Raw genomic sequence first — 24990 nt, forward strand, 5'->3', positions numbered from 1 at the left:
ACAACTTTAAGCTCCCTTTATGACTTCATTCATGTGATCTTTATGCCCCTAAGTCAGCTTAAATACCCTATAAAGGTCTTGTATCGGTTTTTGATCGCATTTGGCTTAGGCTATTTATGTACATCTATCTTGTCAGAACTGCTTACCCTTAGTTTTCACCCTCACTTAGCTAAAGCAGAATCCATTTATTTGGCCGCTTTTCTATCCCTTATTTTCTTTATCATTTTTGTCATTGTAAGCTTTTGTGTTCAATCCCTGAAAAAGTTAAGCGCTTCAACCCTTTCGCTTTCCCTTTGCTTTTTTCTATTGCTGAAGTTCGTAGGTTAAACCATGCAAAAATCTGTTCGCCAATCAATGGCATGGCTACACTCTTGGCTTGGTCTGACATTTGGTTGGCTATTGTTTGCAATTTTTTTAACTGGCACTGCGACCTATTATCGTCATGAAATAAATCTGTGGATGCAACCTCAATTTGCCACCATGCAAGTCAAACAAGACTCTGCGATACAGTCAGCATATCAATACTTACAAAAAAATGCCGCAGATGCGCAAAGTTGGTATATCGGTGTAGCTAGTCCTAGCTCGCCTGTTAATAAGATCTATTGGCAAAAGGCCGATGGAGGCTACGAAAATAAGACTTTGGATGCAAATACAGGTAAAGAAGTTACCTTATCTGCAACTCAAGGCGGTGAGTTTTTCTATGGCTTTCACTATCAGTTGTATGGTGTGCCCTATTTCATCGGTAGGCTTTTAGTCACTATTGCTTCCTTCTTAATGTTGATCACCCTCATTTCAGGCATCATCACACACAAAAAGATATTCACCGAATTCTTTACCCTAAGAGCCTTCAAGGGGCAACGCTCGTATTTAGATTTTCACAATGTCACCTCTGTCATTGCTTTGCCCTTTTTCCTGACCATTACATTCACTGGTTTAGCCATTTTCTTTTATCTCATTCTTCCCAATGGTATGAAGAAACTTTATCCAGAGCAACCATTCCAATATTTTGATGAAATTAGAAATCTTAGCATCAGCTCTGAGGCTAAACCGACGCCTGCTACGATGCGACCGATTGAATACTTCATACAACAATCTGAGAAACATTGGGGTAAAACAGAGATTGACAATATTACGGTCAAACACCCCAATACCAATATCGCTCAAGTGAACTTGGTTGAGTCAACTGACCGAAGCATCACGCGAAACCAAGCTCAACTTAGTTTTAACGGTGAATCTGGTGCCCTACTCGGTGACACTCGGAATAATAGTGCAATTGCCACGCTCAATAATGGAGTTTATGGTTTACACATGGCACACTTTGCGCAGCCCTTATTACGCTTTGCATTATTCTTCTCAGGGCTTTTAGGCTGTGCCATGATTGCGTCTGGACTTTTACTCTGGAGCTTAAAACGTCAGCTACAAAATAAGAAACAAAGTTTCCACTTTGGACATTATGTGGTTAACCGCCTAAATACGGCTGCCATCATTGGCTTGCCAATTGCCATGCTCAGCTATCTTTGTGCAAACCGTTTACTTCAGTTAGAAGCTGGTCAACCCAACTACGAAATCTACGCATTTTTCGGCACTTGGTTACTCAGTTTAGTCATTGCATTACTCACTCCACAGCAACACCTTTGGAAAACTCAACTGAAAGTCTTCATTTTACTGACTGTATCTTTGCCTATTTTCAATCTTTACTATTTAATCAGCCACCAATATGTGCATGACTTACATGAATATTGGTTATTCTTGCGAGTAGATCTTATGATCATCATCCTTGCTATATTGGCTGTTTTCTTACATCAAAAAATCCAGCCCATTCAACAAAAAGCTGTACAAAAAATTCAGAAAAAATATGCCAATACTGCTGCTCAGGAGACCCACTCATGATCTATATCATTACTGGGATCCTTATCGCATTATCCTGCTATATCCTTTTTCTGGTGAGTGAAAAGCAACGACCTAAAACTCACAAATCACATTGGTCGAAATGTGCAGAACATTATCAAATCTGTCGCTATTTTGCTTTTGCTGTATTGGCTGTAGCATTAACTTTATTGATTCAATACACGGGTCGCGGTGTAGGAAGTGTTAGTTTCTTTATATTTGCAAGCCCTATCCTTTTTATCCTGATTCTGCGCATCAATGACTTAAAGCCCAAGAAAACAACCAAATCTAGCTAAGCATTTATTCTAAACTCGCACACTTCTTATTTAGATCATGAGGTAAATAAAAAGCCGTGCGATTCAATATAAACAAAAAAACTCAACAGAATTTTATAGACTGATCAAAATCATTTAAGTTGAAGCATCGTGATTTTTTAGTTATAACACGCTTAATAATAAGCACTTTTATACACCTTTTCATAGGGCAAACATTGCGTTCAACTTTAGATTGGTTACAACAAGAAATCATCACACCCTTTCAACGGCTCTGGAGTTGGTCGAAGCATCATTTTGGCTGGACACTTTTGATTTCGGTCTTTTTAAACCTAACTGTCTTTATTTGTTTCCCGAGCAGTTGGGTTCCCACTCAAATTCAGAGCAAAACCTTTAGTGAAATCACTGTTGAAGTCGGTAAAGGACGGATGAGTACGTTGAAATTCAAACAACAGCATCATTTATGGATCGCAAACTGTGCATTAATGGGAAAACCTGTTCAAACACTATGTGACCAGTCATCACATCGTCACCAATTTACGGCAAAGCAGATCGATCTTTATTATGTGGAGCGTGTTTTTTGGAACCTAAAAAATGCCAAAAAGGAGGCATTTATTCATTAGATTGCAAAATCAATAACTACTTGGACATCTGTTGTTATTTCATCTAGACATTTTTTTCTGTTTTAGTGTTAAATGAAACTACATAAAACCGTGAAAGTTTGATCATTTATCAACCATAGAGCATAAAAAATCACTAAAAAGTCATTCCAGTGCACTGAACCCTAGAATAGCTTTGACTAAGATGTTGATGCTTATAGGAAAATTTCAAGTATTTCGCATAACGTGCATTATGTTAATTTTAGAAAATCTTATAAACGAGTAAAAATTTAATCTACTAATGTTTGGACCCATTGCAAGCTCCCGCTCATAGATATTTCGATACCTAAATTTGCTATATCTAGGTATTCTTTTGGAATATAAGCAAATAACTTATCGTCAATATAAGCAATCCAAAATTCTGGGGGCGGACAATCGCACTCATCGAAGAATCCATTGGTTTCTTCATATGCCAGACAGTCATACATAGAGCATGAAATATCAAACTCTAATATTCTCCCAGTGGACTCAAATGAGTGAACCTGCTCCTTTACTTTATATTTAGAAAAAACGGATTGAATTACTTTAGCGTAGTTTTTATTAGCAACATCACTAAAATTTCTATTACACATACCCCAGAGCTTTTCTATTTTTAGCGTTGGAGAGTTCTTGAAAATATGGGCATTTCCATCAAAAAAGATAGGATTTTGGTTTAAAAGAAAACCTTTTATTTTCATAAGACTAGATCCTATATCTAATATGCATGAATTGGTCTAGATATTAAATCCTAATGGCTAGTTTCGATAGCTTAAAAATCCTATTTAACATAATGGCGGTTATACGAACTTGAGTTGTAACTCCAAAATAGAAATGTCCGGTTTCTCCAAAGTAAAAATGTCCGCTTTTAGAATATGCACTTCTGCAATTTCCTTAGCGGACGGTTTGATATGTTGGTGTCTATGTCGGATAAAGAACTTAAACGATTGTCGGTCTTGCAGGAAATCTGCGATCAACGCATAACTCAATCCCAGGCTGCTCAGCTACTTCATATTTCAGAACGTCAGATCAGACGCTTACTGCAGAAATACAAAGCTCAAGGTCCATCTGCATTAGCCCATGCCGGTCGTGGCCAAATCAGCAATTCTAAACTTCCTGAAGAACTCAGACTCAAGTGCCTCAATATTGTTTCTGACCAACTGCATGGTTTCGGACCCACTTTAGCGCATGAAAAGCTTACCACCGTACATGGATTCGATCTTTCAGTAGAAACCCTGCGTTCTTGGATGATTGCAGCTGACTTATGGATGCCTAGATCCAAGCGCCTGAAACGACCGTATCAGCCTCGTTACAACCGGGATTGCTTTGGTGAACTGATCCAAATTGATGGCTCACACCATGACTGGTTTGAAGGACGCGCTGCTAAATGCTGTCTGCTGGTGTTTATCGATGATGCTACAGGAAAATTGCAGCATTTACGCTTCTGTGAGTCAGAATCAACCTTTGACTATATGATTTCAACACGCTTATATGTCGAACAGCACGGTAAGCCTTTAGCGTTTTACAGCGACAAACATTCAGTCTTTAGAGTGAATCAAAGCAGCAAGAAAGACACCAAGATTACCCAGTTTGGACGTGTACTCAGCACCCTGAATATCGATATCATCTTCGCTAATTCACCGCAGGCCAAAGGCCGTGTGGAACGGGCCAACAGAACCCTTCAGGACCGTCTGATCAAGGAGATGCGCCTGAAAGGCATCTGTTCGATTGAGCAAGCTAATGTCTGGCTACCCTGCTTCATTGAGGAGTTCAATCAGAAGTTCGCCAAGATGGCTTTTAATCCTAAGAATCTACATCGGTCTATCACTGAAACAGCCGAAGAATTAGATGATATTTTTACTTGGCGTGAACCCCGCAGAGTCACGAATAGTCTGACGATTACTTATGATAAATGCGTATATCTCCTGGAAAACACCGAAGAAAATCAAAGGTTGATCGGTAAGTATCTTGAGTTCCTTGAATACCCGGATGGTACTGTAGCCATCATGCATAATAGCCGAAAGATCAATTACAGCCTCTTCGATAAATTAAGTCAGCTGAATCAGCGAGAGATTGTTGAGAATAAACGGTTGGGTGCTGTTCTGAATCATATCCAACAACAGCATGAAGAACTGGAACAGCAAAACAAACGTAATCGTTCTCAAAAGATGCCAAGCAGACGTGCACAGAAAACAGCAATTCAAGAACGAAATCTAAATCCTGTGCTTGACTTGGAAATGTCCATATAGGACATTTCTATTTGGTTATTAGGTAGGACATTTCTACTTAGGAATAACATGAGTTGTGAGAACCCTTTTAAGTGTCCAAATTAGATGCAGCTCCTTTTTCATTTTTTGTTAAATTTGCTGTCCCTTAGAATAAGAATATTCAATCAAATCACATTAGCTGATCCACGCCGGCAACACTTCGATATGACCTATAGCTCGACCACAGCGGATTTTGAGCAATGGAAAAAGCATAAGCTAGCCCCTCTTTATGTTATACGAACACTGATAGGCCTTAATCTATTATGGTTACTAACAATTGCAAGCATAAAAATAAAAGCGCGACTACAGCTCAAACAATAACTTCTATATCTCTTTTTAGAATAAGTAAATCAACAATCAAGACAACGACTTATATGAAAACATCATAAGATATGCACGTTTTTTGATATTTTGGCATATAACAATGTTTGGTCCACTCGAATTTATTCTCGCAGGTGTTTTAGTCGGTTTTTGTGTGGGAATTACTGGCGTGGGTGGTGGTTCATTAATGACGCCGATCCTCATTAGCCTTTTCAGAATTGAACCTCACATTGCTATTGGTACAGACTTGCTTTATGCCGCAATTTCAAAATTCTGTGGTTCATTTGTACATGCCAAAAAGCTAAACATTGTGTGGCCGATTGTGCTTTGGCTTGCAATTGGCAGTATTCCTGCTTCCTTTGCAACGCACTGGGTACTCGACAACTATTTGAGCCAATCTACTCACTATAAAGCCGTGCTCACCATGGTTTTAGGTTTCATGTTGACGATTACAGGTTTATCGATTGTCTTCCGTAATCAAATTGAAAAATTTTTCAACAAATTACGTAAAGATGAACTCCCAGATATGACTGAAGACTTAGAAAAAGTTCAGCTTCAAACCAGCAATAAACGTAAATACATTGTGATGATGGGTGTAGTTCTTGGGGTCTTCGTGACACTATCATCAGTTGGTGCAGGTGCTTTCGGAATCATGGCTTTGGTCATTATGTTCCCCAACCTACCGATGATCCGTATTATTGGTTCTGACGTTGTGCATGCAGTGTTACTTACGTTCGTTGCAGGTCTGGGTCATATGACTTCAGGCAACGTCGACTTCCATCTCCTTATGTGGTTATTGGTAGGTTCTATTCCAGCAATTATTATTGGAACACTGATTAGTTCACGCCTTCCTGAAAAGATCATCCGTAAGGTGTTAGGTATTACCCTGTTTGCGCTAGGTGTGAACTTCATGTTGAATCCGATCAAAGCCAAACCAGTGAAGCCTGCAGAGACTGCTCAAGTTGTTCAAATTTCAACAGTTAAGAATGCCTTAGTGTAGGCATTCTGATTTAAAATAAACCTAAGATTCATCACTTTTTTTTCAAAGATTCATTCGACTTTTTTATAACCTTTTCTCAGCTAAACCGTGTTATATTCAGCTTATAAAGCAACTTAATACGATCGAACCAGTGACGGCAATGAATACTCTACAGTCAAACTCTATTACCCAAAACGACATCGATGACGTGAATTTACAAAGCATTCATCCGCTAGTTACGCCAGCGGAATTAAAAACTGAATTGCCTCTCACTGAGTCTGCATATCAAACTGTACTTCACGGTCGTGAAACGATTCGCAATATTTTAGATGGTAAAGACAAACGCATTTTTGTAGTGATTGGTCCATGTTCAATTCATGACCCAGTTGCAGCTCATGAATACGCAGACCGTCTAAAAGTTTTAAGCGATAAAATTAAAGACTCAATCTATGTCGTAATGCGTGTTTATTTTGAAAAACCACGTACCACTGTGGGTTGGAAAGGTCTAATCAATGATCCTGACATGAATGACTCATTCAACATTGAAAAAGGTTTACGTATTGGTCGTAAGCTTTTGGTTGAGTTAAATGAAAAAGGCTTACCGTGCGCGACCGAAGCCCTCGATCCAAACTCACCACAGTACTACCAAGACTTAATCTCTTGGTCAGCAATTGGCGCACGAACTACTGAAAGCCAAACACACCGTGAAATGTCTTCAGGTTTATCTTCACCTGTAGGTTTCAAAAATGGTACAGATGGTGGTTTAACTGTTGCAACCAATGCCATGCAGTCGGTTAAACATGGACACCACTTTTTGGGTCTAAACAACCAAGGCCAAGTGTCTGTGATTCGTACTTCAGGTAATCCGTATGCGCATGTGGTACTTCGTGGTGGTAATGGCAAGCCAAACTACGATGCTGGTTCTGTAGCAGAAGCAGAAGCAGCCTTGGCTAAAGCGAAAGTTAGCACCAAAATCATGATTGACACCAGTCACGCAAACTCGAACAAAGACCCGTTCCTTCAACCGCTTGTTTTGAAAAATATTACAGAACAAATCATTGATGGTAATAAGTCTATTATTGGCATTATGGTTGAAAGTCACCTTAAAGGTGGACGTCAAGAAATTCCTGAAAACTTATGCGACCTCGAATATGGTAAATCTGTAACCGATGGTTGTATTGACTGGGATACCACAGAAAAGGTATTACTAGAGATGCACGAAGCACTCAAAGACGTTTTACCGAACCGATAAGTTTAAAAAACGCCATCTTCGGATGGCGTTTTTCATTCTATGATTAAGAAATAATTATGAACGCTATTGAAACATACTTAAGCCAAACACTTAACTTTCAATTTATCCACGAGCATTTGTTTACTTCTGGACAACCGACTGCTGAGCAATTACAGCAAATTAAAGAGTATGGCGTAAACACGGTCATCAATCTTGCGCTCAGTAATAGCGGTAACTATTTAGCGAATGAAGATCAAATCTGTTTAGAACTCGGTTTAAACTATATACATGTGCCTATTTCATGGGATACACCATCTGATGATCAATGCTTATTGGTCTTAGATATGATTGATCATTTGGTGCAAGAACAAACCATTTGGGTCCATTGTTCAGAAAACTATCGAGTCAGTAGTTTGATGTATTTATATCGTCAATATTATATGAATATCGATATGCCAACGGCTCACGAGGCCATGCATCAAATTTGGGAACCAAATGACACATGGACAGGTTTGGCGCATGCTGTTGCCGTACAACTTCAAGGTCGTAAAGCAAGTCAAGAATTAAAGCTGGCTATGATCAATCCTGATCATTTTGCGTGAGAAATCAGCACTGTCGCTGTAGATAAAATACCTTCCTGACGCCCCGTAAAGCCCAACTTTTCCGTGGTCGTTGCTTTGATGCTAATCTGCGTGATTTCAACATCAAGAACGTCTGCAATGCTTTGGCGCATCGCTAAATTATGCGGGGCCAACTTTGGTCGTTCGCATGCCACAGTAATGTCAGCATTATTCAACTGATAACCACGATCTAAAATGAGCTGATAGACATGTTTGAGTAATACACGACTGTCTGCTCCTTTAAAACGAGGGTCAGTATCTGGAAAGTGTTGACCAATATCCCCTAAAGCCAATGCACCCAATAATGCATCTGTTAGAGCATGCAAAACCACATCACCATCTGAATGTGCTTTTAAGCCGTGTGTATGCGGAATTTGAATACCTGCTAGTGTGACAAATTCACCCTCTTCAAAAGCATGTACATCAAGTCCCTGCCCAATTCGAATATGTGCAACCATGCTCAGTTTCCTTTAAGAAATAAATGATAGAAATCTTGTATTCACGCTTTCTCTTTCGCTATAGTTACAAGCAGCGCAACATAGTGAAAGTATAAGCGATCATGCTGTTGAAAACCGACATAAAACTTATGAAAAAATTTAGTATTTTAGTGTGTCTAAGTTGTCTTTGTACTAGCTTTAGCTATGCTCAAGTCATTAACTGTGATGATCCGACCTCATCTAGCCTTAAAAAGATCTGTAGTGATCAATTCGCAGATATTCGACAAAACTTAAACACTCAATCCGTGACTGCTTTTCTAATCAGTGATGCGCCTCAGCGTTTATTAGTCGATACCCATCAACTATGGCTAAACCGCCTACAGCAGTGTAAATCCTTAGCCTGCTATCAGCAGCAGATGGACTTTCGAATTGATGATCTGAATTTCTATACTTCACTTAATCAAAGTTTGACCCAACACTATTTAAAGTTTGAACATGGGACGATTGCTAAGCAACCTGTGCACCTACAAGTTCATCAACTGTCTAAAGATAAAATTAAGATTGAAGGGATCGCCTACCGTAATCCTAATAATCGTATAGAGACTCAAACCATTTCATTTTTGGCCTACACTACACCAGATCAGAAACAAAACATCACGGACAATGAAAACAACTGCCATTATCAGTTCAACTTTCAAAAAGCCATTCTTTCTGTAAAAAGTGAAAACAAAGCATGTAATCGTTTTGTTGGTGTGTATCGTGTTTATGACTAAGCTACAAAATAGATCAACCTAATGAACATCAGGAGGTTAAAAACGTGCAAATATTAGTACAATGCTGCAACCTCCTAGAACAGAAAAAATTGACCATTGCCTTTATCGAAAGTGCCAGTTCTGGTTATTTGTCCAGTCAGTTTTCTATTTATAAGCATAGTGGCGCAGACATTTTATTGGGTGGACTGGTCAGTTACGATCCCAGTATCAAATGTGAAATTTTAAAAATAGATCCAGCACTAATTCAGCAATATACAGCAGAGTCGATTGAAGTCACAGAAGCTATGGCTATTCACGGTCATCGACTGTTTCATCATGCCGATATCATTGTCTCATGTACAGGATTATTGAAACCTGGAGGAAGTGCGACGCCTGAGAAACCTGAAGGCACTTTTTATATCGCCATTGATTATCAAAATACATTAAGTAGCTACCAGTATTTGCTACTAGGAACTGCGCTCGGGCGACTTGATCAACTTACAAAAAACGTAGCCCAAATGGTCATTCAACGTGTTCAAAATACTTAAATCTTTACGCTAAATTTGATTTTTTTTTAGATTTACAACTCTTAAATTGAACCATAATGACTAAAAATGTGAAGTGCATCATGACGATGAAAATAATCCACCCGCTACTTTTCAGTACCTTATTTTTTTCAAGCCACAGTTTTGCAACTGTAGGAGGGCCACAAAATATTGAAGTTTTAGGACTAGACCAAGCTGATCAAAAAATTTATGTGATGCGACATTATTTAGATGGTCGTGGTCGTTTGCCACAATTGTATTATTATCAACTTAACAGCAAAACGCCCTCTAAATTGATTGAAGTAAAATCGTTATATATCAATCCAAAAACTCAAAAAATTGACTATGATCAAGACAGCCAGAAGTTTGATCGTGACATTGCAAAAATAAAAAAAAGACTCAAAGCGTTAACGCCGATTCAACCCATGCAGGTTAAAATTCACGTCCTCAGTAAAAAGACTTCAAAAGAACCTTCTTGGTATGACCCTAAAATCTCCATCCCGAAGTTTAGCTATCAATATCAAGTGAAATACAGCAATTTGAAAAGTCCCGTACACAAGGCAGTGGACTATAAAAATGGGCTGCGCATTTCGCAAAGTTATAGGGTTCCTCATCAACAAAAAGCACTGGTGACTGTTCAATATCTCGGAATTCCTTTTGAAACAGGTTATAACATTGAGGACCCTGTACTTCTCACCCGCTAAAAAATAAGGTCTAAAATTATGAAAGTAGAGCCTTTTGGCTGATGGCATTAGATTTTGGCCAAAGTCCCCTATATCCTTTCTATTGCTACTGATTGCGGGTCAGAGCCTACATAATCAGCATTTGCACAGAATTAGGAATGTCTATACTTAGTTCGACTTGATGTATTGACCTAAACAATTTAGTAGCACCACTTGCTAGATGCATAAATTAATTCAACAGCATTGAAAAATTCATCATTTTCTAAATTACTTACGTATTAATATTCAAATCTTCTAATTGTTGGGATACTGTACAACCAAGTATGAAAAAGCTTGTTTTTTTAAAAAATCTTCGCTAGTATTCATTTCGCTTGAACTTGTTGATATATAACAAATTCAAGATATTAGGGCCTATAGCTCAGTTGGTTAGAGCAGCGGACTCATAATCCGTTGGTCCACAGTTCAAGTCTGTGTGGGCCCACCATATAAAACAACCACTTAGGTGCATTAATCCTAGGTGGTTTTTTATGGGCTATTTTTATATAAACATTTTGAATTCAAGTATTAGTCGTTTCTGCTTATTTAAAAAAAATTCGAAATTTTCATTTAAGCAATCCTTTCCAATCTTCACCATTCTCAGAATCACGACCTAATTTGTCTTTGCTTTAGATTTTCCTGTCAAATCTTATTTTCAGGCATTTTGACGATAACTCTAACAAATTCTTTGCCTAAACTTGCAGCTATAGATTCAAATGATATGAGTCAAGCCGTCATGACTGATCGTGCCCCATTGTTTCTATACACTCCTACAGAACCCTATCCTGTAATCACTTAGCCTCACTACTCACAAAAATATGGCTAAGTTAAGCATTGAACAACTGTGAACATAACATCCAACAGGCTATATATGGCTAGAAAGTATAAATTTCAAGCATCTAAACATGATGCTCTAACAAAGTATCTCATTTAGAATAATAGCTATCAACGATTATAGATGATTGAAAATTAAATTTTTAAGTCAATCAAGCTATTTATAGCTAGCATCAAAAATCAGTGCATTTATACATTATTACTACTAAATACTGATTTCCTTTTTCTTACGGGACTCAATGAAAAATTCAACAACCGACCACAGAACAACCAAACCGAAAAGGACAAATGCCCATAAAAAAGTCGAAAGATAAGTCATTTTAACAATCCTGAACTTTGTTACACCAAAGTTAAAGCATGAAAGTTCATACTCTTTTCTTAGACCAAAGTCTAATCTTTCATTTCGATTATGAATAGTAGTATTTTTAAAAAAATTATACTTATTTTCTATTAATAAATATCTATAAAGACTTATTACATACCTTTTAATCACAATTATTTAGCCTACTAATGGAAAAATCTGACCTCTAATGTCTGATCAGAATTAAGTTAGGGCTTGACTCAAACGCCAAACAAGCAGACATTAGCCACTTTAAAGAACACTTGTATATTTATGCTCATGTTAAAGAAACTGATTGGCGAGTCTGCATTTAAGCTCGCAGGCTGGAAATACCATGTGGAACCAAATGTTTTAGAAGATAAGCAAGTCATTATTGGATTTGAACACACTTCTATGATGGATGCTGTCTTGTCTCTGGCCATTTTTCAAATCTACGATATGAAAATCCATACCCTAATTAAAAAAGAATTATTCAAAGGGCCAATGAAGCCGATACTCGAGGCGATTGGTGGTATTGCAGTTGACCGTAAGTCAAATAAAGACATCGTGTCGCAAATGGTTGAACACTTTTCTCAACATGAAAAATTCAACTTGGTGATTGCACCAGAAGCAACCCGTGCAAAAACAGGCGAAGCACGTAAACCGATTCGTACAGGCTTCTGGCATATTGCAAAAGCCGCAAATGTCCCTATTGTACTTATGTACGCGAACTCAAAAACCAAACAAGGGGGTATTTTTGGAAAAATCTATCCCACAGAGTTAGATCATGATTTAGCCCTCATTAAAGCACTTTATAAAGAGCATGTTGGTTTAGATATCGAAATTCCCGAACCTAGAAATGATCCCAAATAAGCTCATCTAAATGACCTAAAAGAATGTGAATAGCCCCTCTCTTTTAGGTCTAAATCAATTCTTTCTGAGGGCTCATTTTTGAAATGAATTGCTTCACAATCTAAATTTGAAATAACTGACTTTATTTCAAACAATTTTATTTATTTTTTGTTTAATCTGACTCATTTCAGAAAAACACCTACTTTCGCATAAAAAAGTGCTTATGGTAGAATTTGCACAATTTGATAGGCACAAAGCCAATCTACAAGGAGCATATTTCGCATGGCGGGTCATTCCAAGTGGGCCAATATTAAGCATCGTAAAGCAAAACAAGATGCTAGCCGTGGTAAACTTTTTACCAAATTTATTCGTGAATTAACAACTGCTGCAAAGCTTGGCGGTGCTGATACTGCAAGCAACCCACGTCTTCGTGCGGTTGTAGAAAAAGCACTTTCTGTGAATATGACACGTGACGTCATCAACCGTGCAATCCAACGTGGTGCTGGTGGTGAAGATAACGACGATTTAAAAGAAATTACCTACGAAGGTTATGGTGTTGGTGGTGTTGCAGTTATTGTAGAAACCATGACTGACAACTTAAACCGAACTGTACCGGATGTGCGTCACTGTTTCTCAAAAACAGATGGTAACTTAGGCACAAATGGTTCAGTTGCTTTCTTATTCACAAAGCGTGGTGAGATCACTTTTGAAGATGTGTCTTTAGAAGATCAAATCATGGACGTAGCCCTTGAAGCAGGTGCCGAAGATATCGAAGTGGATGAAGATGAAATCTTAGTCATTACTACACCTGAATCTTTTGGTGATGTGCAAGATGCTTTAACTGCTGCTGGCTTAAAATCTGATAATGCTGAAGTGGTCATGAGCCCTTCAACAAAAGCTGAAATTTCTGATATCGACCAAGCGAAAAAGATCATGAAAATGATTGATATGCTGGAAGATTTAGATGATGTACAAAACGTTTATACCAACGTTGAGTTCTCTGATGCGGTGTTGGCAGAATTAGACGCCTAATCTTTGCTTGATCAAAATGCGCGCTCAAACATAACTTTGGGAGCGCATTTTTTATGTCTGATTTAATACACTTTCAATAAATTTTGCTTTTTTGCAACGATATTTATCCATGCTTAAATGCTGGCTGTCGTGTTTTAATTGATTATAAGCCATGACTAAATTCTGATTTTTCAACAAGCAATCACGAAAGATCAAAAAACTTTGCCACTGAGAGTTTTTCACAACCAATTGAATAGCAACATCATCCTGCTGTAGCGACTCTAGCATACACAGTTCATGTGTTCTTAAGGTATCAAGCTTTTCAACAAAACCTAAACTGGAAATACTAGCGATGGCTGAGTCAAAATCTACAACATCAACAGCCACATAAATATCCAAATCACCTTTAGAAACTGCATGAGGAATGGCAGATGAACCAATATGTTCAATCTGTGCTTTGGGTATGAGAGCTAAAAGTTGTCGCTGATAGTATACAAATTTTTGATGGCAAGATGCTTGATACTCAGTAGCTGCATAGAACTTCAGCATACGCTAAACCTTACTCAACAAACCGCTACAGTTAAATACATTATATTCTTTAATCACAAAGCTTGAATGAAGTGCCACCACATGCTCAATTTTACCAATGCGTTTGAGTAAAATATCACTGTAATTTTCCATATCTCTTGCCACAACTTCAACAATAAAATCTGCTGACTGCCCTGTCACTAAAAAGGCATTGGTCACTTCAGGAATGCTTTCCAACTCTTCCAAGAACTTGGAAAAAGTGTCGGTATCATGTTTACTCAAAGATACTTGGAGTAAAACATGTAGACTAAACCCGAGTTTTTGATAGTTAATATCTCGCTTAACTTTAGTCATAATCGCATTATCAATCAGATGCTTAATACGACGATGCACCGAACTGACCGATAAATTAATACGCTCTGATAATTCGTTTAGATTGATATCTTCATTACTTAAAATTTCTAAAATTTGCTTATCAAAACGGTCTAATTCCATTTTTTAACTCTCATAATGCATCATGTTTATAGCTGTTTATTTCATATTAAGCTTTTCAGATGAAAGATAAAACTTATTTGCATATTTTTTCATTTATTTTCAAATTCATAAAAATATATCAATCATTTAGGCAAAAAATTGCTATAATTTTTTATAAAAATTACAAATAGACTGAGAAACTTTCTATTCAACACACCACATCATTTTCTTTAAATAGCAGACAAAGGCTTGATGTATAACGTCCGCCTTTGCCTATTTGACTACAGTTGATCCTAAATGCCACGCCAGTCGACTCGGGCATTGCGCTCGGTTTGATAGACTCTTAAAACATACTGCCCCAAGGGTAAATTGGTTAAATATGTTTTATAGTTACTGAATTCTTCAGATAGACTTTCCTCATGGTCTTTTTCCCAAGGTGTCCCTTTAATTTCCAGCACAGGAGCTAACATCGAACACACAGCAATATCCGCCAAACCTAAACGATCCCCGACAAAGTAACGTCCATGATTAGCAATTAACTTCTCATTTAATACTTCAATTAAACGCTGCATTTCGGCTTTGGAATGCTCTATTTTCTCTGCATTCAACTCATAGCCTTTCGACATCAAAGTTTTCATTAAAGGTTTGGTGTATTTTTCAAATTTACGTAAATACCCCTTTTCGCCCAACATAATCTGTAACGATTGATCGTTATCGGATAATGCATGGGCCAACCCCCAACGACGCACATGCAATCCCAAGTCGTTGGATAGTGCATTAACATCTAAAGCCTCTTTACGAAGCTGTGCTTCATTACGTAACAGTCGATGTTCTGGATAACGTTCATCCAGATATAATGCAATCTCGGTGGTATCTGCGACCCATTTGTCCTGATCACGTAAAATAGGCAATTTATTTTGCCCTGTCTTTAATTGTGCAAAAGCCCGGTGAACCCCAGGCACCACATTTTGTGCAACAAAATCTAGCTCTTTATGATCGAGCAACCAGCGAGCTTTCTCACAAAAATGAGATAAAGGAAACTGGTATAAAGTTCTCATAAATGCTCCACATTTATTTTTCTATTTTGGCTTTTCAGAAAAACCATCTATTTCAGTTGGATACTTTAGTCACTGTATTTAGGATTTACAATGTACTTTTTACTCAAAACTGCCTAGTAAATGTTCAACAGCCTTTATCAAATTTATACGTTTTTTTCTCTACAATATCTCAAATCTTGATAAGCAAGGCTTTAATCGTACTATCCACTCCTCCGTTAAATTAGTTATTCCTTATTTTTCAAATTCTTAGCATTTCATCTAATTGATTAAACTTAGCATATTTTATTTTTAAATTTTTAGCTGCTAAGTAATTCAAAATCCTTCATTTAATCATTCAAATAATCCCAAGTAGCGTATAGAGATTAAGTAAAGGTGCTTTTATGTCTCATACTCTCTCTAAAAATATTCACGTGATACAAAATGATCAGGATGCGATTAATGCAGCCTATCATGTCGCTGACTTTGCCTTAGAAGGTCGGGATCAACGTGATCAGAACCGCCAACTTCCTTTTGCTGAAATCGAGTTATTTAGCCAAAAAGGATTAGGCGGTATTCGTATTCCACAAGCTTTTGGAGGTGCATTTGTTTCCAATAAAACTTTAGCTCAGGTTTTTCGCATTATTAATAAAGCCGACTCAAGTGTCGGTCAAATTCCACAAAACCAAATTGCGCTACTCAACATGATTGATATCTTGGGTAGCGAACAACAAAAAAAGTTTATTTTTAATGAAATATTAAAAGGTAAACGCCTTGCCAATGGCGGCCCTGAAAGAAATACCAAAGACACTAAAACATTAAATACAAAATTAAGCATTGAAAATGGTCGTTACTATGTCGATGGTGAAAAGTTCTATTCTACAGGGAGTAGCTTTGCCCATTGGTTAGCCATTAAAGCCATTCACCCTGAAGGTTATGTGGTACTGACGCTTGTTGATGCCGCAGCACAAGGTGTCGAAATCATTGATAATTGGAACGGTTTTGGTCAGCGTACAACGTCAAGTGGCACAGTAAAGTTACAACGGGTTGAAGTCGATCCACGACTTATCTTTGATGAGCGGAAACTGGTTGAAGACGTCAATTACCGTGGTGCTTTCTCGCAGTTAATGCAAGTTGCGATTGATGTCGGTATTGCAGAAGCTGCATTTGAAGATACTTTGTCAGCAGTTAAAAAAGCCCGACCGATTGTCGATGCGCAGGTTGAGAAAGCCAGTTTTGAACATTACACCTTACAAGAAGTCGGCAAATTCGCTGTCCTGTTAGATGCCGCTATCCTACTGCTCGATGAAGCTGCAGAATATTTAGATGAGCTCGACCAACTGAGCGTTGTCAGTGCGGAACAAGCAGCTAAAGCCTCTATTTTAGTCGCCGAAGCCAAGGTCTATGCTAACGATGCTGCACTACAAATTTCTGAAAAACTCCTAGAGCTTGGTGGGAGTCGTTCGAGCCTAAGCCAACATAACTTAGATCAACATTGGCGCAATGCACGCGTACATACCTTACACGACCCGATCCGCTGGAAGCTGCATGCACTGGGTAACTACTATTTAAATAACACTTTCCCTGCCCGCCACGCTTGGATTTAAGGAGAGCATAATGACTTCATTTCAACCCATTCTTCCTCTTCAATCCCAAGACACGGCGTATGCACATATCATTCAAAGTGATGCTGAAGCCTTAGAAATTGCCAAAAATTTGGCTGAGCAGTTTAAACAGCAGGCTATCCAACGCGATGCTGAACGAATTTTGCCTTTTGAGGAAATTGAAGCCTATAGCCAATCTGGACTCTGGGCCATTACTGTACCGAAGGAATTCGGGGGAGCCGATGTTTCCAGTTATACTGTCGCGCAAATTATTGCGCTGATGAGTGGTGTGGATGGTTCGATTGGACAAATTCCACAGAACCATTTCTATGCCTTAGAGGTTTTACGTAATAACGGCACTGAACAACAAAAGCGTAAACTCTATGCAGAAGTGCTCAAAGGCGCTCGCTTTGGTAATGCCTTGGCTGAGTTTAAAACTAAAAATGCAACACAAAAACAAACTGCACTGAGCCAAACGGAACAAGGCTATGAAGTCAATGGTGAAAAGTTTTATTGCACGGGCAGCCTGTTTGCAGACCGCATACCGACCTTAGTCAAAGATGCCGATGACAAAGAGTTTCTGGTCTTTATCCCACGGAATAGCTCAGGACTAGAACTCATTGATGATTGGTCAGGTTTTGGTCAACGTACCACAGGCAGCGGTACAGTCAAATTTAATCATGTCGCTGTAGGTGCAGAAGATATTATTCCTTTTGATACAGCATTTTCCAGACCGACTCTGGTAGGGCCTTTTGCTCAAATTATGCATGCTGCAATTGAAACGGGCATTGCGCGTGCTGCTTTTGAGGAAACACTGGTTCGTGTGCGTCAGGCTCGTCCTTGGATTGACTCTGCTGTTGAACAGGCAACCGATGATCCTTTAACACAGTTTGAACTGGGACGAGTGGTTGCCGATGTGCGTGCCAGTGAAGTCTTACTCAAACAAGCGGCACGCTCCATTGACACAGCACGTCCCCATCCAACCGCTGATAGCATTGCTAAAGCATCACTGGATGTAGCGAAAGTTCGTGCCCACAGCACAGAAACGGCTTTAAAAGCTGCTTCGAAATTGATTGAACTGGCAGGTAGTCGTGGTAGTCAACGTGAAGATGGCCTAGACCGCTTTTGGCGTAATGCACGTGTTCACACGCTACACGATGCATCACGTTGGAAATATTACTTCATTGCTAATTATCTCCTTAACGGGGTACTTCCGCCACGCAGAGGGACATTGTAATGACACTATCATCTCAAAATAACAAGCCGAAACAAATCATTCTGAATGCCTTTGATATGAATAGCGTAGGTCATATCAATCACGGTTTGTGGACACACCCACGCGATGAGTCACATCGTTTTAATGAGCTCAGCTATTGGACCGATTTGGCGCAAACTTTAGAACACGGTTTATTTGATGGTTTATTTATCGCCGACATTACGGGTGTCTACGACGTTTATCAAAATGGTCTGGATTTAACCCTAAAAGAGTCGATTCAGCTTCCAAGCCATGACCCTAGTACACTCGTTTCTGCTATGGCCGCCGTTACACAGCACTTAGGTTTTGGTGTTACTGTGAATCTGAGCTATGAGTCGCCTTACCAATTTGCACGGCGCTTTGCAAGCCTCGACCATTTAACCCACGGTCGTATTGGCTGGAATATTGTCACCGGCTACTTAGACAGCGCAGAACGGTTAATTGGTCAAAAAGGTTTAAAAGATCACGACTTGCGCTATGAACAAGCCGAAGAGTTTCTCGAACTTTGCTATAAATTTTGGGAAGGTTCTTGGGAAGACGGTGCCGTACAAAAGGATAAGTTAAACCGTGTCTTTACTGACCCTTCAAAAGTTCATGCCATTCAGCATCATGGCAAATTTTTCCAAAGTCAGGGCGTTTTTCAGGTTTCCCCATCTATTCAACGTACACCTGTGCTTTATCAAGCAGGCGCCTCAAGCAAAGGCTTAGCCTTTGCAACCCAACATGCTGAAGCCATGTTTATTGGTGCTGACACGCCTGAAAAACTTAAACAGCAAGTCAATAAAATTCGTGCCCTTGCATTCAGCCATGGGCGCGATGAGCAAGCTATTAAACTCTTTGTCGGTATTAGTGTCGTGACGGCAGAAACAGATGAGTTGGCTCAAGAAAAACTCGCTGAATATATTCGCTATGCCAGTCCAGAAGCAGGTTTGGCGCATTTTTCAAGTTCAGTCGGAATAGATTTGGCTCAGTTCACAGATGATGAAGCGATTCCCTATAAACAAACCAATAGCATTGCCTCGGTCAATAACAAATTTAAAGAGCAAAAAGTTACCCGAACAGATTTAAAAGCCCAGCATGTATTGGGAGGACGCTACCCGCTAATAGTCGGGAGCGGAAAAACCGTAGCAGAAAAACTCATTCAGCTATTAGATAAAACTGGCGTAGACGGCTTTAACCTTACACGAACCGTTGCTCCAGAGTCACATCAAGACTTTATTCGTTGGGTCATCCCAGAGTTACAAGAGCGTGGCCGTTATAAAACTGCCTATGAATCAGGTAGTTTACGCCACAAATTATTCGCTCAAGGTGACCGACTCTCCGCAGACCACCCAGTACAGCAGTATCGATGTCAAAGCTCGTCCCCTCATACTCAAACACAGCAAAAACAAACCGCATAAATTTTAAAATACGAGAAATATCATGGCTCAAACTGCAAAAACAAAATTTACCATTATTGGGGTAATTGTCGCCGCTATCGTCATCGCACTAGTGGCTTGGTCTTATCATAAAAAATCGAGTAACACTGAACTGGTGATTGGGATCAGCCCACCCTTTGCAAATCCGTTAAAAGTGGCTGTAGAAGAAGCAAAACAGCAAGGCATCAACGTCAAACTGGTGGAATTCTCAGATTGGAACACTCCAAATATCACGCTCAACCATGGTGATATTGATGCCAACTATTTCCAGCATCAGCCCTTCTTAGATAACGCCATCAAAGAAACCCAATTTAAACTGAAAGCACTGGATAAAGGCGTCACCACACACGTCGGTTTATATTCAAAGAAATATGACTCGATTGATGCGATTCCTGAAAATGCACGTACAGTTATTCCAAATGATCCAGTCAACCAAGGCCGTGCGCTTTTACTGTTACAACAGGCTAAATTGATTAGCTTAAAAGACCCAAACAATCATCTATCGAATCTGCAAGATATTGTGAGCAATCCTAAAAAGCTTCAGTTTATTGAAGTTGAAGGTCCACAAACTGCACGTGCCGTTGATGATGCTGACTTGGTCTTTAGCTATCCACATTATTTACGTCTTGCAAAAACCATTGACCCAAATGATGCGCTGATCTTAGATGACAACACCAATACCCTGTATTCGATTTTATTTGTGGTGCGTGACGACTACCAACAGAAACACCCAGAGAAAGCCGCTCAACTTGAAAAGTTCATCAAGATTTATCAAACATCGGACAAAGTTAAACAGACTTTGAATAGTGAAATTGGCGAAAAACTTTGGTTCCCAGGTTGGAAGTGAGTATAAGCCATGACGCAATCTTTCACTCAAAATCGAAAAAAATGGATGATTGGCTTAAGTGTCATCGTGGCAATTTTTGCTCTAGCGGGTTACCGCTATAGCAAAAGCCATGCGCAGGATGATGTCTTAACGATTGGCATTAGCCCACCTTATGCCGAATTGCTGCAAAGCGTGGCAGATGATGTAAAAAAGCAAGGTATTCAGGTCAAACTGGTTGAATTTTCGGACTGGCATGCGCCAAATGTTGCCGTGCAAAATGGTGACATTGATGCCAACTTTTTTCAGCAAAGCGTCTTTCTACGCAATGCAATTCGCGAAACAAATTATGACCTGCATGCATTCGCCACAGGAACAGGAAGTCATGTCGGACTATATTCTAAAAAATATCAGTCCTTAGATGCACTACCCACTCAAGCCCGTGTGGTTATTCCCAATGACCCTGTGAATTCGGCACGTGCACTGATTTTACTGCATCGTGCAGGTTTGATTCAGCTCAAAGATATCAACAATGAATTGTCTACCGTAAAAGATATTGTGAGCAATCCTAAACAACTTCAGTTTATTGAAGTAGAAGGACCACAAACTGCCCATGCATTTAATGATGCCGATTTAATTTTTGGCTTCCCACATTATTTAAAAATGGCCAAAGTCACAGATCCGCATCATGCTCTTTTTCTTGATCCGATAGACAAGAAATACGCCATTTTATTTGTGACACGTAAAGATTATCCAGATCAAAACCAAAAACTTGCGACTTTTGTGCAAGCATTCCAAAACTCAAAACATGTTCAAGAAATTTTAGACCGTGATTTTGGCCAAGGTCTGTGGTTTGAAGGCTGGAAATAAGGAGAAAAAGAATGGTCAGCTTTGGTTCTCATGTGGATTTTTCCACTCCACATATCAAAATTCGTAATTTAAACAAATACTATGCAGTACAAGGGCATAGTGTACATGCACTCAAAAATATTGACCTCGACATCCCGACAGGGAAAGTGTTTGGCATTATTGGCAAAAGTGGCGCGGGTAAATCTTCCCTGCTCCGCACCTTAAATGGTTTAGAACGTATTAGTGAAGGTCATATTCATATCCATCAGCAAGACTTGGCAACATTGAGTCATGCGGAACTAATTCAGCTCCGCCAACGTATTGGCATGATTTTCCAACATTTTAATTTAATGTCTGCCAAAACAGTTTATGAAAATGTCGCACTGCCCCTCATCGTTGCCAACTATCCTAAACAAGACATCGAACAACGAGTCAATGAAGTTTTACAGTTGGTTGGGCTGAGCGATAAGGTTCAGCATTACCCATCACAACTGTCTGGTGGTCAAAAACAGCGTGTCGGTATTGCCCGTGCACTGGTTCACCATCCTGAAATTTTACTCTGTGATGAAGCAACATCTGCACTCGATCCAGAAAGTACCTCTGTGGTGTTGTCCTTGCTCAAAGAGATCAATCAAAAGTTGGGTATCACCATTGTATTGATTACCCATGAAATGCAAGTGATTCGGGAAATATGCGATCAGGTAGTGGTCATTGATGGTGGTGAAATTGTGGAATCAGGTGAAGTTTGGTCTGTGTTCTCTCAACCCCAACAAGGCATTACCCAAGAACTGCTGAATCTAGAACAACTCGATTTGCCTTTTTGCTTAAATGCGGAACTCACGCAGCTCGATACACATGCCATTTTCAAAATTCGCTCGACTTCAGATGCGCATCATCCACCAGACTTAAAACAGATTTTGGAGTACTTTCCACAAACTGTTCATTTATATCAAAGTCAGGTCGACACCATTCAAAACCATTTAATTGGAACATTGATTATTGCTGTTCCCACACAGGGCCTAGAAATTCAATCATTACTACAAAAACTAAAAGCGCATGTGACACATGTAGAGGTACTTGGCTATGCACGACCAACTCATTGATTTATTACTGACAGGTACTATCGACACCTTAATCATGGTCGGCGCATCTGCATTTTTTGCCTTACTCATTGGTCTACCTATGGCGGTGGTTTTAGTCAGTACCTCTGAGCATGGCATTTATCCCTCTAAAAGTATTAACCATAGCTTAGGCTGGTTGGTAAACATCACCCGTTCCGTTCCCTTCCTAATTTTGATGGTGGCCCTCATTCCACTCACACGTTGGATTGTAGGCACAAGTTATGGCGTTTGGGCAGCAGTTGTTCCTTTAACTTTGGCGGCAACCCCATTTTTTGCTCGGATTGCAGAAGTCAGTTTACGCGAAGTAGATCAAGGATTGATTGAGGCTGCGCAAGCGATCGGTTGTAACCGCACTCAAATCATTTGGCATGTGTTGTTACCTGAAGCGCTACCCGGAATTGTCGCAGGTTTTACTGTAACCATTGTGACCATGATTAACTCCTCTGCCATTGCAGGTGCCATTGGTGCAGGTGGTTTAGGTGATATTGCCTATCGCTATGGTTATCAGCGTTTTGATATGCAGATCATGTTGGCCGTGATTGTCGTGCTCGTGATTTTGGTGATGTGTGTACAAGCGATTGGAGACAATCTGGCAAATCAACTCGATAAAAGGAAGGTTTAATCCCATTTCCCATATAAAGCAGAGTCTATACTGTCCACTGAAGTTTTTTAGACCCTCCTTTTTCTAAGGAGGGAATTTCAATATGAAATTCACGCCATTTTTATGAAAGATTCCAGTCCTTACATAGGCAATGACCTACATGCAACTGATCTCTTAAATCTTGTTTCTTTATTAAAGGAAAAGACCTAAAAGACTTGTACAGAGGGCATAAATGAGGAAGTTCTGCCCACAACATGATTTACAACTTTGATTCTTCTCCCCTGAGACCTGACTTTGTCATGGCTTTCATGTAAAATCACTGGCAATTTTTATATAACACGTTGTGAGTTATTTCATGGGTTTTAATTGCGGTATTGTCGGCTTGCCGAACGTTGGTAAATCTACACTTTTCAATGCATTGACTAAAGCTGCTATTGCTGCTGAAAACTTCCCATTTTGTACCATTGAACCAAACACAGGCATCGTTCCTGTGCCAGATCCACGTTTAGACAAATTAACAGCGATTGTAAAACCTCAGCGCGTAATTCCAACAACAATGGAATTTGTGGATATTGCAGGTTTAGTTGCGGGCGCATCTAAAGGTGAAGGCTTGGGTAACCAATTCCTTGCAAACATCCGTGAAACGGATGCGATTGCTCACGTTGTACGTTGTTTTGAAGATGAAAACGTCATACACGTTAACGGTAAAATTGACCCGCTTGATGACATCGCAACCATCAACACGGAACTTGCACTTGCTGACTTAGAAACTGTAACAAAAGCAGTGACTCGTTTAGCAAAATCTGCAAAAGGTGGAGACAAAGAAGCGCTTGCAACCAAAGCAGTTTTAGACAAAATTTTACCTTTACTTGATGAAGGCAAACCTGCCCGTGCTGCTGACCTAGACGACGACGAACGTAAACTGGTCCGTGGTTTTGGTTTAATGACTTTAAAACCAACCATGTATATTGCAAACGTTGCAGAAGATGGTTTTGAAAACAACCCGCATTTAGATGCTGTAAAAAAACTTGCAGCTGAAGAAAATGCAATCGTTGTTCCGCTTTGTAACCAAATCGAAGCTGAAATTTCACTGCTTGAAGACGAAGACCGTGCTGAGTTCCTTGAAGCTTTAGGTATGGAAGAACCAGGTCTAAACGTGGTAATTCGCGCAGGCTACGGTCTTTTAGGTTTACAGACTTACTTCACGGCGGGTGTACAAGAAGTTCGTGCTTGGACCGTTAAAGTCGGTGCAACTGCACCTCAAGCGGCAGGTGTGATCCACACTGACTTCGAAAAAGGCTTTATCCGTGCTGAATGTGTTGCTTATAACGATTTTGTTCAATACAACGGTGAAGCAGGCGCGAAAGAAGCAGGTAAATGGCGTTTAGAAGGTAAAACGTACATTGTTCAAGACGGTGATGTTCTACACTTCCGCTTTAACGTATAAGATATTTCGAATATAAAAAAACCCGATACCAATCGGGTTTTTTTATAAGCTTAAACCAAGCTTAAAAACAGCATTAAATAACAGATGAACACCTGATTCATTTGGATTTCACACAATATTCTAACTTCTATTCTTTTGTATTATCGCTAATTTAA

General features: G+C 39.4%; 25 protein-coding genes and 1 tRNA gene. 21 read left to right on the forward strand and 5 right to left on the reverse strand.

The window, feature by feature from the left end; genetic code table 11:
- Positions 1-330: 330 nt before the first annotated feature.
- From CDG62_RS11750 to CDG62_RS11760, 3 genes are all read left to right on the forward strand, one after another.
- A complete protein-coding gene (locus CDG62_RS11750) occupies positions 331-1890 on the forward strand; it encodes a PepSY-associated TM helix domain-containing protein (RefSeq protein WP_087528634.1) in 1560 nt (519 codons plus the stop codon).
- Entirely contained in the window at positions 1887-2183 is a 297-nt protein-coding gene (locus CDG62_RS11755; protein WP_086209249.1) for a hypothetical protein, read from the forward strand. Before CDG62_RS11750 ends, CDG62_RS11755 begins: the two co-directional genes overlap by 4 nt.
- A gap of 194 nt (positions 2184-2377) precedes the next feature.
- Positions 2378-2782, forward strand: a complete 405-nt coding sequence (locus CDG62_RS11760) for a hypothetical protein (RefSeq protein WP_228254390.1) — start codon at positions 2378-2380, stop codon at positions 2780-2782.
- A gap of 266 nt (positions 2783-3048) precedes the next feature.
- On the opposite strand, the gene CDG62_RS11765 is transcribed toward CDG62_RS11760, so the two are convergent.
- Positions 3049-3495, reverse strand: a complete 447-nt coding sequence (locus CDG62_RS11765) for a hypothetical protein (protein ID WP_087528633.1) — start codon at positions 3493-3495, stop codon at positions 3049-3051.
- A 222-nt stretch (positions 3496-3717) separates the two neighbouring features.
- Between CDG62_RS11765 and CDG62_RS11775 the strand changes: the two genes are divergently transcribed.
- From CDG62_RS11775 to CDG62_RS11800, 4 genes are all read left to right on the forward strand, one after another.
- Positions 3718-5043, forward strand: coding sequence for an ISNCY family transposase (locus CDG62_RS11775; RefSeq protein ID WP_020899627.1), 1326 nt, complete (start codon positions 3718-3720; stop codon positions 5041-5043).
- 442 nt (positions 5044-5485) lie between these two features.
- Entirely contained in the window at positions 5486-6382 is an 897-nt protein-coding gene (locus CDG62_RS11790; protein WP_087528435.1) for a sulfite exporter TauE/SafE family protein, read from the forward strand.
- Between the two features lie 139 nt (positions 6383-6521).
- A complete protein-coding gene (locus CDG62_RS11795; protein ID WP_004693350.1) occupies positions 6522-7613 on the forward strand; it encodes a 3-deoxy-7-phosphoheptulonate synthase in 1092 nt (363 codons plus the stop codon).
- A gap of 56 nt (positions 7614-7669) precedes the next feature.
- Positions 7670-8194, forward strand: a complete 525-nt coding sequence (locus tag CDG62_RS11800; protein ID WP_087528434.1) for a protein tyrosine phosphatase family protein — start codon at positions 7670-7672, stop codon at positions 8192-8194.
- On the opposite strand, the gene ispF is transcribed toward CDG62_RS11800, so the two are convergent.
- A complete protein-coding gene (gene ispF, locus CDG62_RS11805; protein WP_004979990.1) occupies positions 8182-8670 on the reverse strand; it encodes a 2-C-methyl-D-erythritol 2,4-cyclodiphosphate synthase in 489 nt (162 codons plus the stop codon). The genes CDG62_RS11800 and ispF overlap by 13 nt on opposite strands.
- 101 nt (positions 8671-8771) lie before the next feature.
- On the opposite strand from ispF, the gene CDG62_RS11810 reads away from it, so the two are divergent.
- The 6 genes from CDG62_RS11810 (at position 8772) to CDG62_RS11840 (ending at position 13702) form a co-directional block, all read left to right on the forward strand.
- Positions 8772-9422 (forward strand): hypothetical protein, encoded by a 651-nt coding sequence (locus CDG62_RS11810; protein WP_162904033.1) that lies wholly within the window; start codon positions 8772-8774, stop codon positions 9420-9422.
- A 44-nt stretch (positions 9423-9466) separates the two neighbouring features.
- Positions 9467-9949: a CinA family protein gene (locus CDG62_RS11815; protein WP_087528432.1), complete on the forward strand. Its 483-nt coding sequence runs from the start codon at positions 9467-9469 to the stop codon at positions 9947-9949.
- A gap of 80 nt (positions 9950-10029) precedes the next feature.
- Entirely contained in the window at positions 10030-10650 is a 621-nt protein-coding gene (locus CDG62_RS11820) for an aminotransferase (protein WP_087528439.1), read from the forward strand.
- A gap of 386 nt (positions 10651-11036) precedes the next feature.
- A tRNA-Ile gene (locus tag CDG62_RS11825) sits at positions 11037-11113 on the forward strand.
- Positions 11114-12118: 1005 nt separating this feature from the next.
- Positions 12119-12691: a 1-acyl-sn-glycerol-3-phosphate acyltransferase gene (locus tag CDG62_RS11835; protein WP_087528438.1), complete on the forward strand. Its 573-nt coding sequence runs from the start codon at positions 12119-12121 to the stop codon at positions 12689-12691.
- A 261-nt stretch (positions 12692-12952) separates the two neighbouring features.
- Positions 12953-13702: a YebC/PmpR family DNA-binding transcriptional regulator gene (locus CDG62_RS11840; RefSeq protein WP_087528430.1), complete on the forward strand. Its 750-nt coding sequence runs from the start codon at positions 12953-12955 to the stop codon at positions 13700-13702.
- 51 nt (positions 13703-13753) lie between these two features.
- On the opposite strand, the gene CDG62_RS11845 is transcribed toward CDG62_RS11840, so the two are convergent.
- The 3 genes from CDG62_RS11845 to CDG62_RS11855 form a co-directional block, all read right to left on the reverse strand.
- Positions 13754-14227, reverse strand: coding sequence for a GrpB family protein (locus tag CDG62_RS11845; protein WP_087528437.1), 474 nt, complete (start codon positions 14225-14227; stop codon positions 13754-13756).
- Positions 14228-14233: 6 nt separating this feature from the next.
- Positions 14234-14704, reverse strand: a complete 471-nt coding sequence (locus tag CDG62_RS11850) for an Lrp/AsnC family transcriptional regulator (RefSeq protein ID WP_086209319.1) — start codon at positions 14702-14704, stop codon at positions 14234-14236.
- Between the two features lie 272 nt (positions 14705-14976).
- A complete protein-coding gene (locus tag CDG62_RS11855) occupies positions 14977-15741 on the reverse strand; it encodes a glutathione S-transferase family protein (RefSeq protein ID WP_087528429.1) in 765 nt (254 codons plus the stop codon).
- A 380-nt stretch (positions 15742-16121) separates the two neighbouring features.
- On the opposite strand from CDG62_RS11855, the gene CDG62_RS11860 reads away from it, so the two are divergent.
- The 8 genes from CDG62_RS11860 to ychF all read left to right on the forward strand — a co-directional run bounded on the left by CDG62_RS11860 (position 16122) and on the right by ychF (position 24835).
- Positions 16122-17324, forward strand: a complete 1203-nt coding sequence (locus CDG62_RS11860; protein WP_087528427.1) for an SfnB family sulfur acquisition oxidoreductase — start codon at positions 16122-16124, stop codon at positions 17322-17324.
- Positions 17325-17334: 10 nt separating this feature from the next.
- Positions 17335-18558 (forward strand): SfnB family sulfur acquisition oxidoreductase, encoded by a 1224-nt coding sequence (locus CDG62_RS11865; RefSeq protein ID WP_087528426.1) that lies wholly within the window; start codon positions 17335-17337, stop codon positions 18556-18558.
- Entirely contained in the window at positions 18558-19976 is a 1419-nt protein-coding gene (locus CDG62_RS11870; RefSeq protein WP_087528425.1) for an LLM class flavin-dependent oxidoreductase, read from the forward strand. The genes CDG62_RS11865 and CDG62_RS11870 overlap by 1 nt, the downstream gene beginning before the upstream one ends.
- Before the next feature lie 22 nt (positions 19977-19998).
- Positions 19999-20841, forward strand: coding sequence for a MetQ/NlpA family ABC transporter substrate-binding protein (locus tag CDG62_RS11875; RefSeq protein WP_087528424.1), 843 nt, complete (start codon positions 19999-20001; stop codon positions 20839-20841).
- Positions 20842-20850: 9 nt separating this feature from the next.
- Positions 20851-21687 carry a MetQ/NlpA family ABC transporter substrate-binding protein gene (locus CDG62_RS11880; RefSeq protein WP_087528423.1) on the forward strand — a complete coding sequence of 279 codons (837 nt, stop codon included), beginning with the start codon at positions 20851-20853 and terminating at the stop codon, positions 21685-21687.
- Positions 21688-21698: 11 nt separating this feature from the next.
- On the forward strand, positions 21699-22769 hold the full coding sequence (locus tag CDG62_RS11885; protein WP_087528422.1) for a methionine ABC transporter ATP-binding protein: 1071 nt from the start codon (positions 21699-21701) through the stop codon (positions 22767-22769).
- Positions 22750-23409: a methionine ABC transporter permease gene (locus tag CDG62_RS11890; RefSeq protein WP_004693438.1), complete on the forward strand. Its 660-nt coding sequence runs from the start codon at positions 22750-22752 to the stop codon at positions 23407-23409. The genes CDG62_RS11885 and CDG62_RS11890 overlap by 20 nt, the downstream gene beginning before the upstream one ends.
- A gap of 334 nt (positions 23410-23743) precedes the next feature.
- Positions 23744-24835: a redox-regulated ATPase YchF gene (ychF, locus tag CDG62_RS11895; RefSeq protein WP_004693442.1), complete on the forward strand. Its 1092-nt coding sequence runs from the start codon at positions 23744-23746 to the stop codon at positions 24833-24835.
- Positions 24836-24990 lie beyond the last annotated feature (155 nt).

Origin of the sequence: Acinetobacter sp. WCHA55 (assembly GCF_002165305.2) — a bacterium.
GTDB lineage: Bacteria > Pseudomonadota > Gammaproteobacteria > Pseudomonadales > Moraxellaceae > Acinetobacter.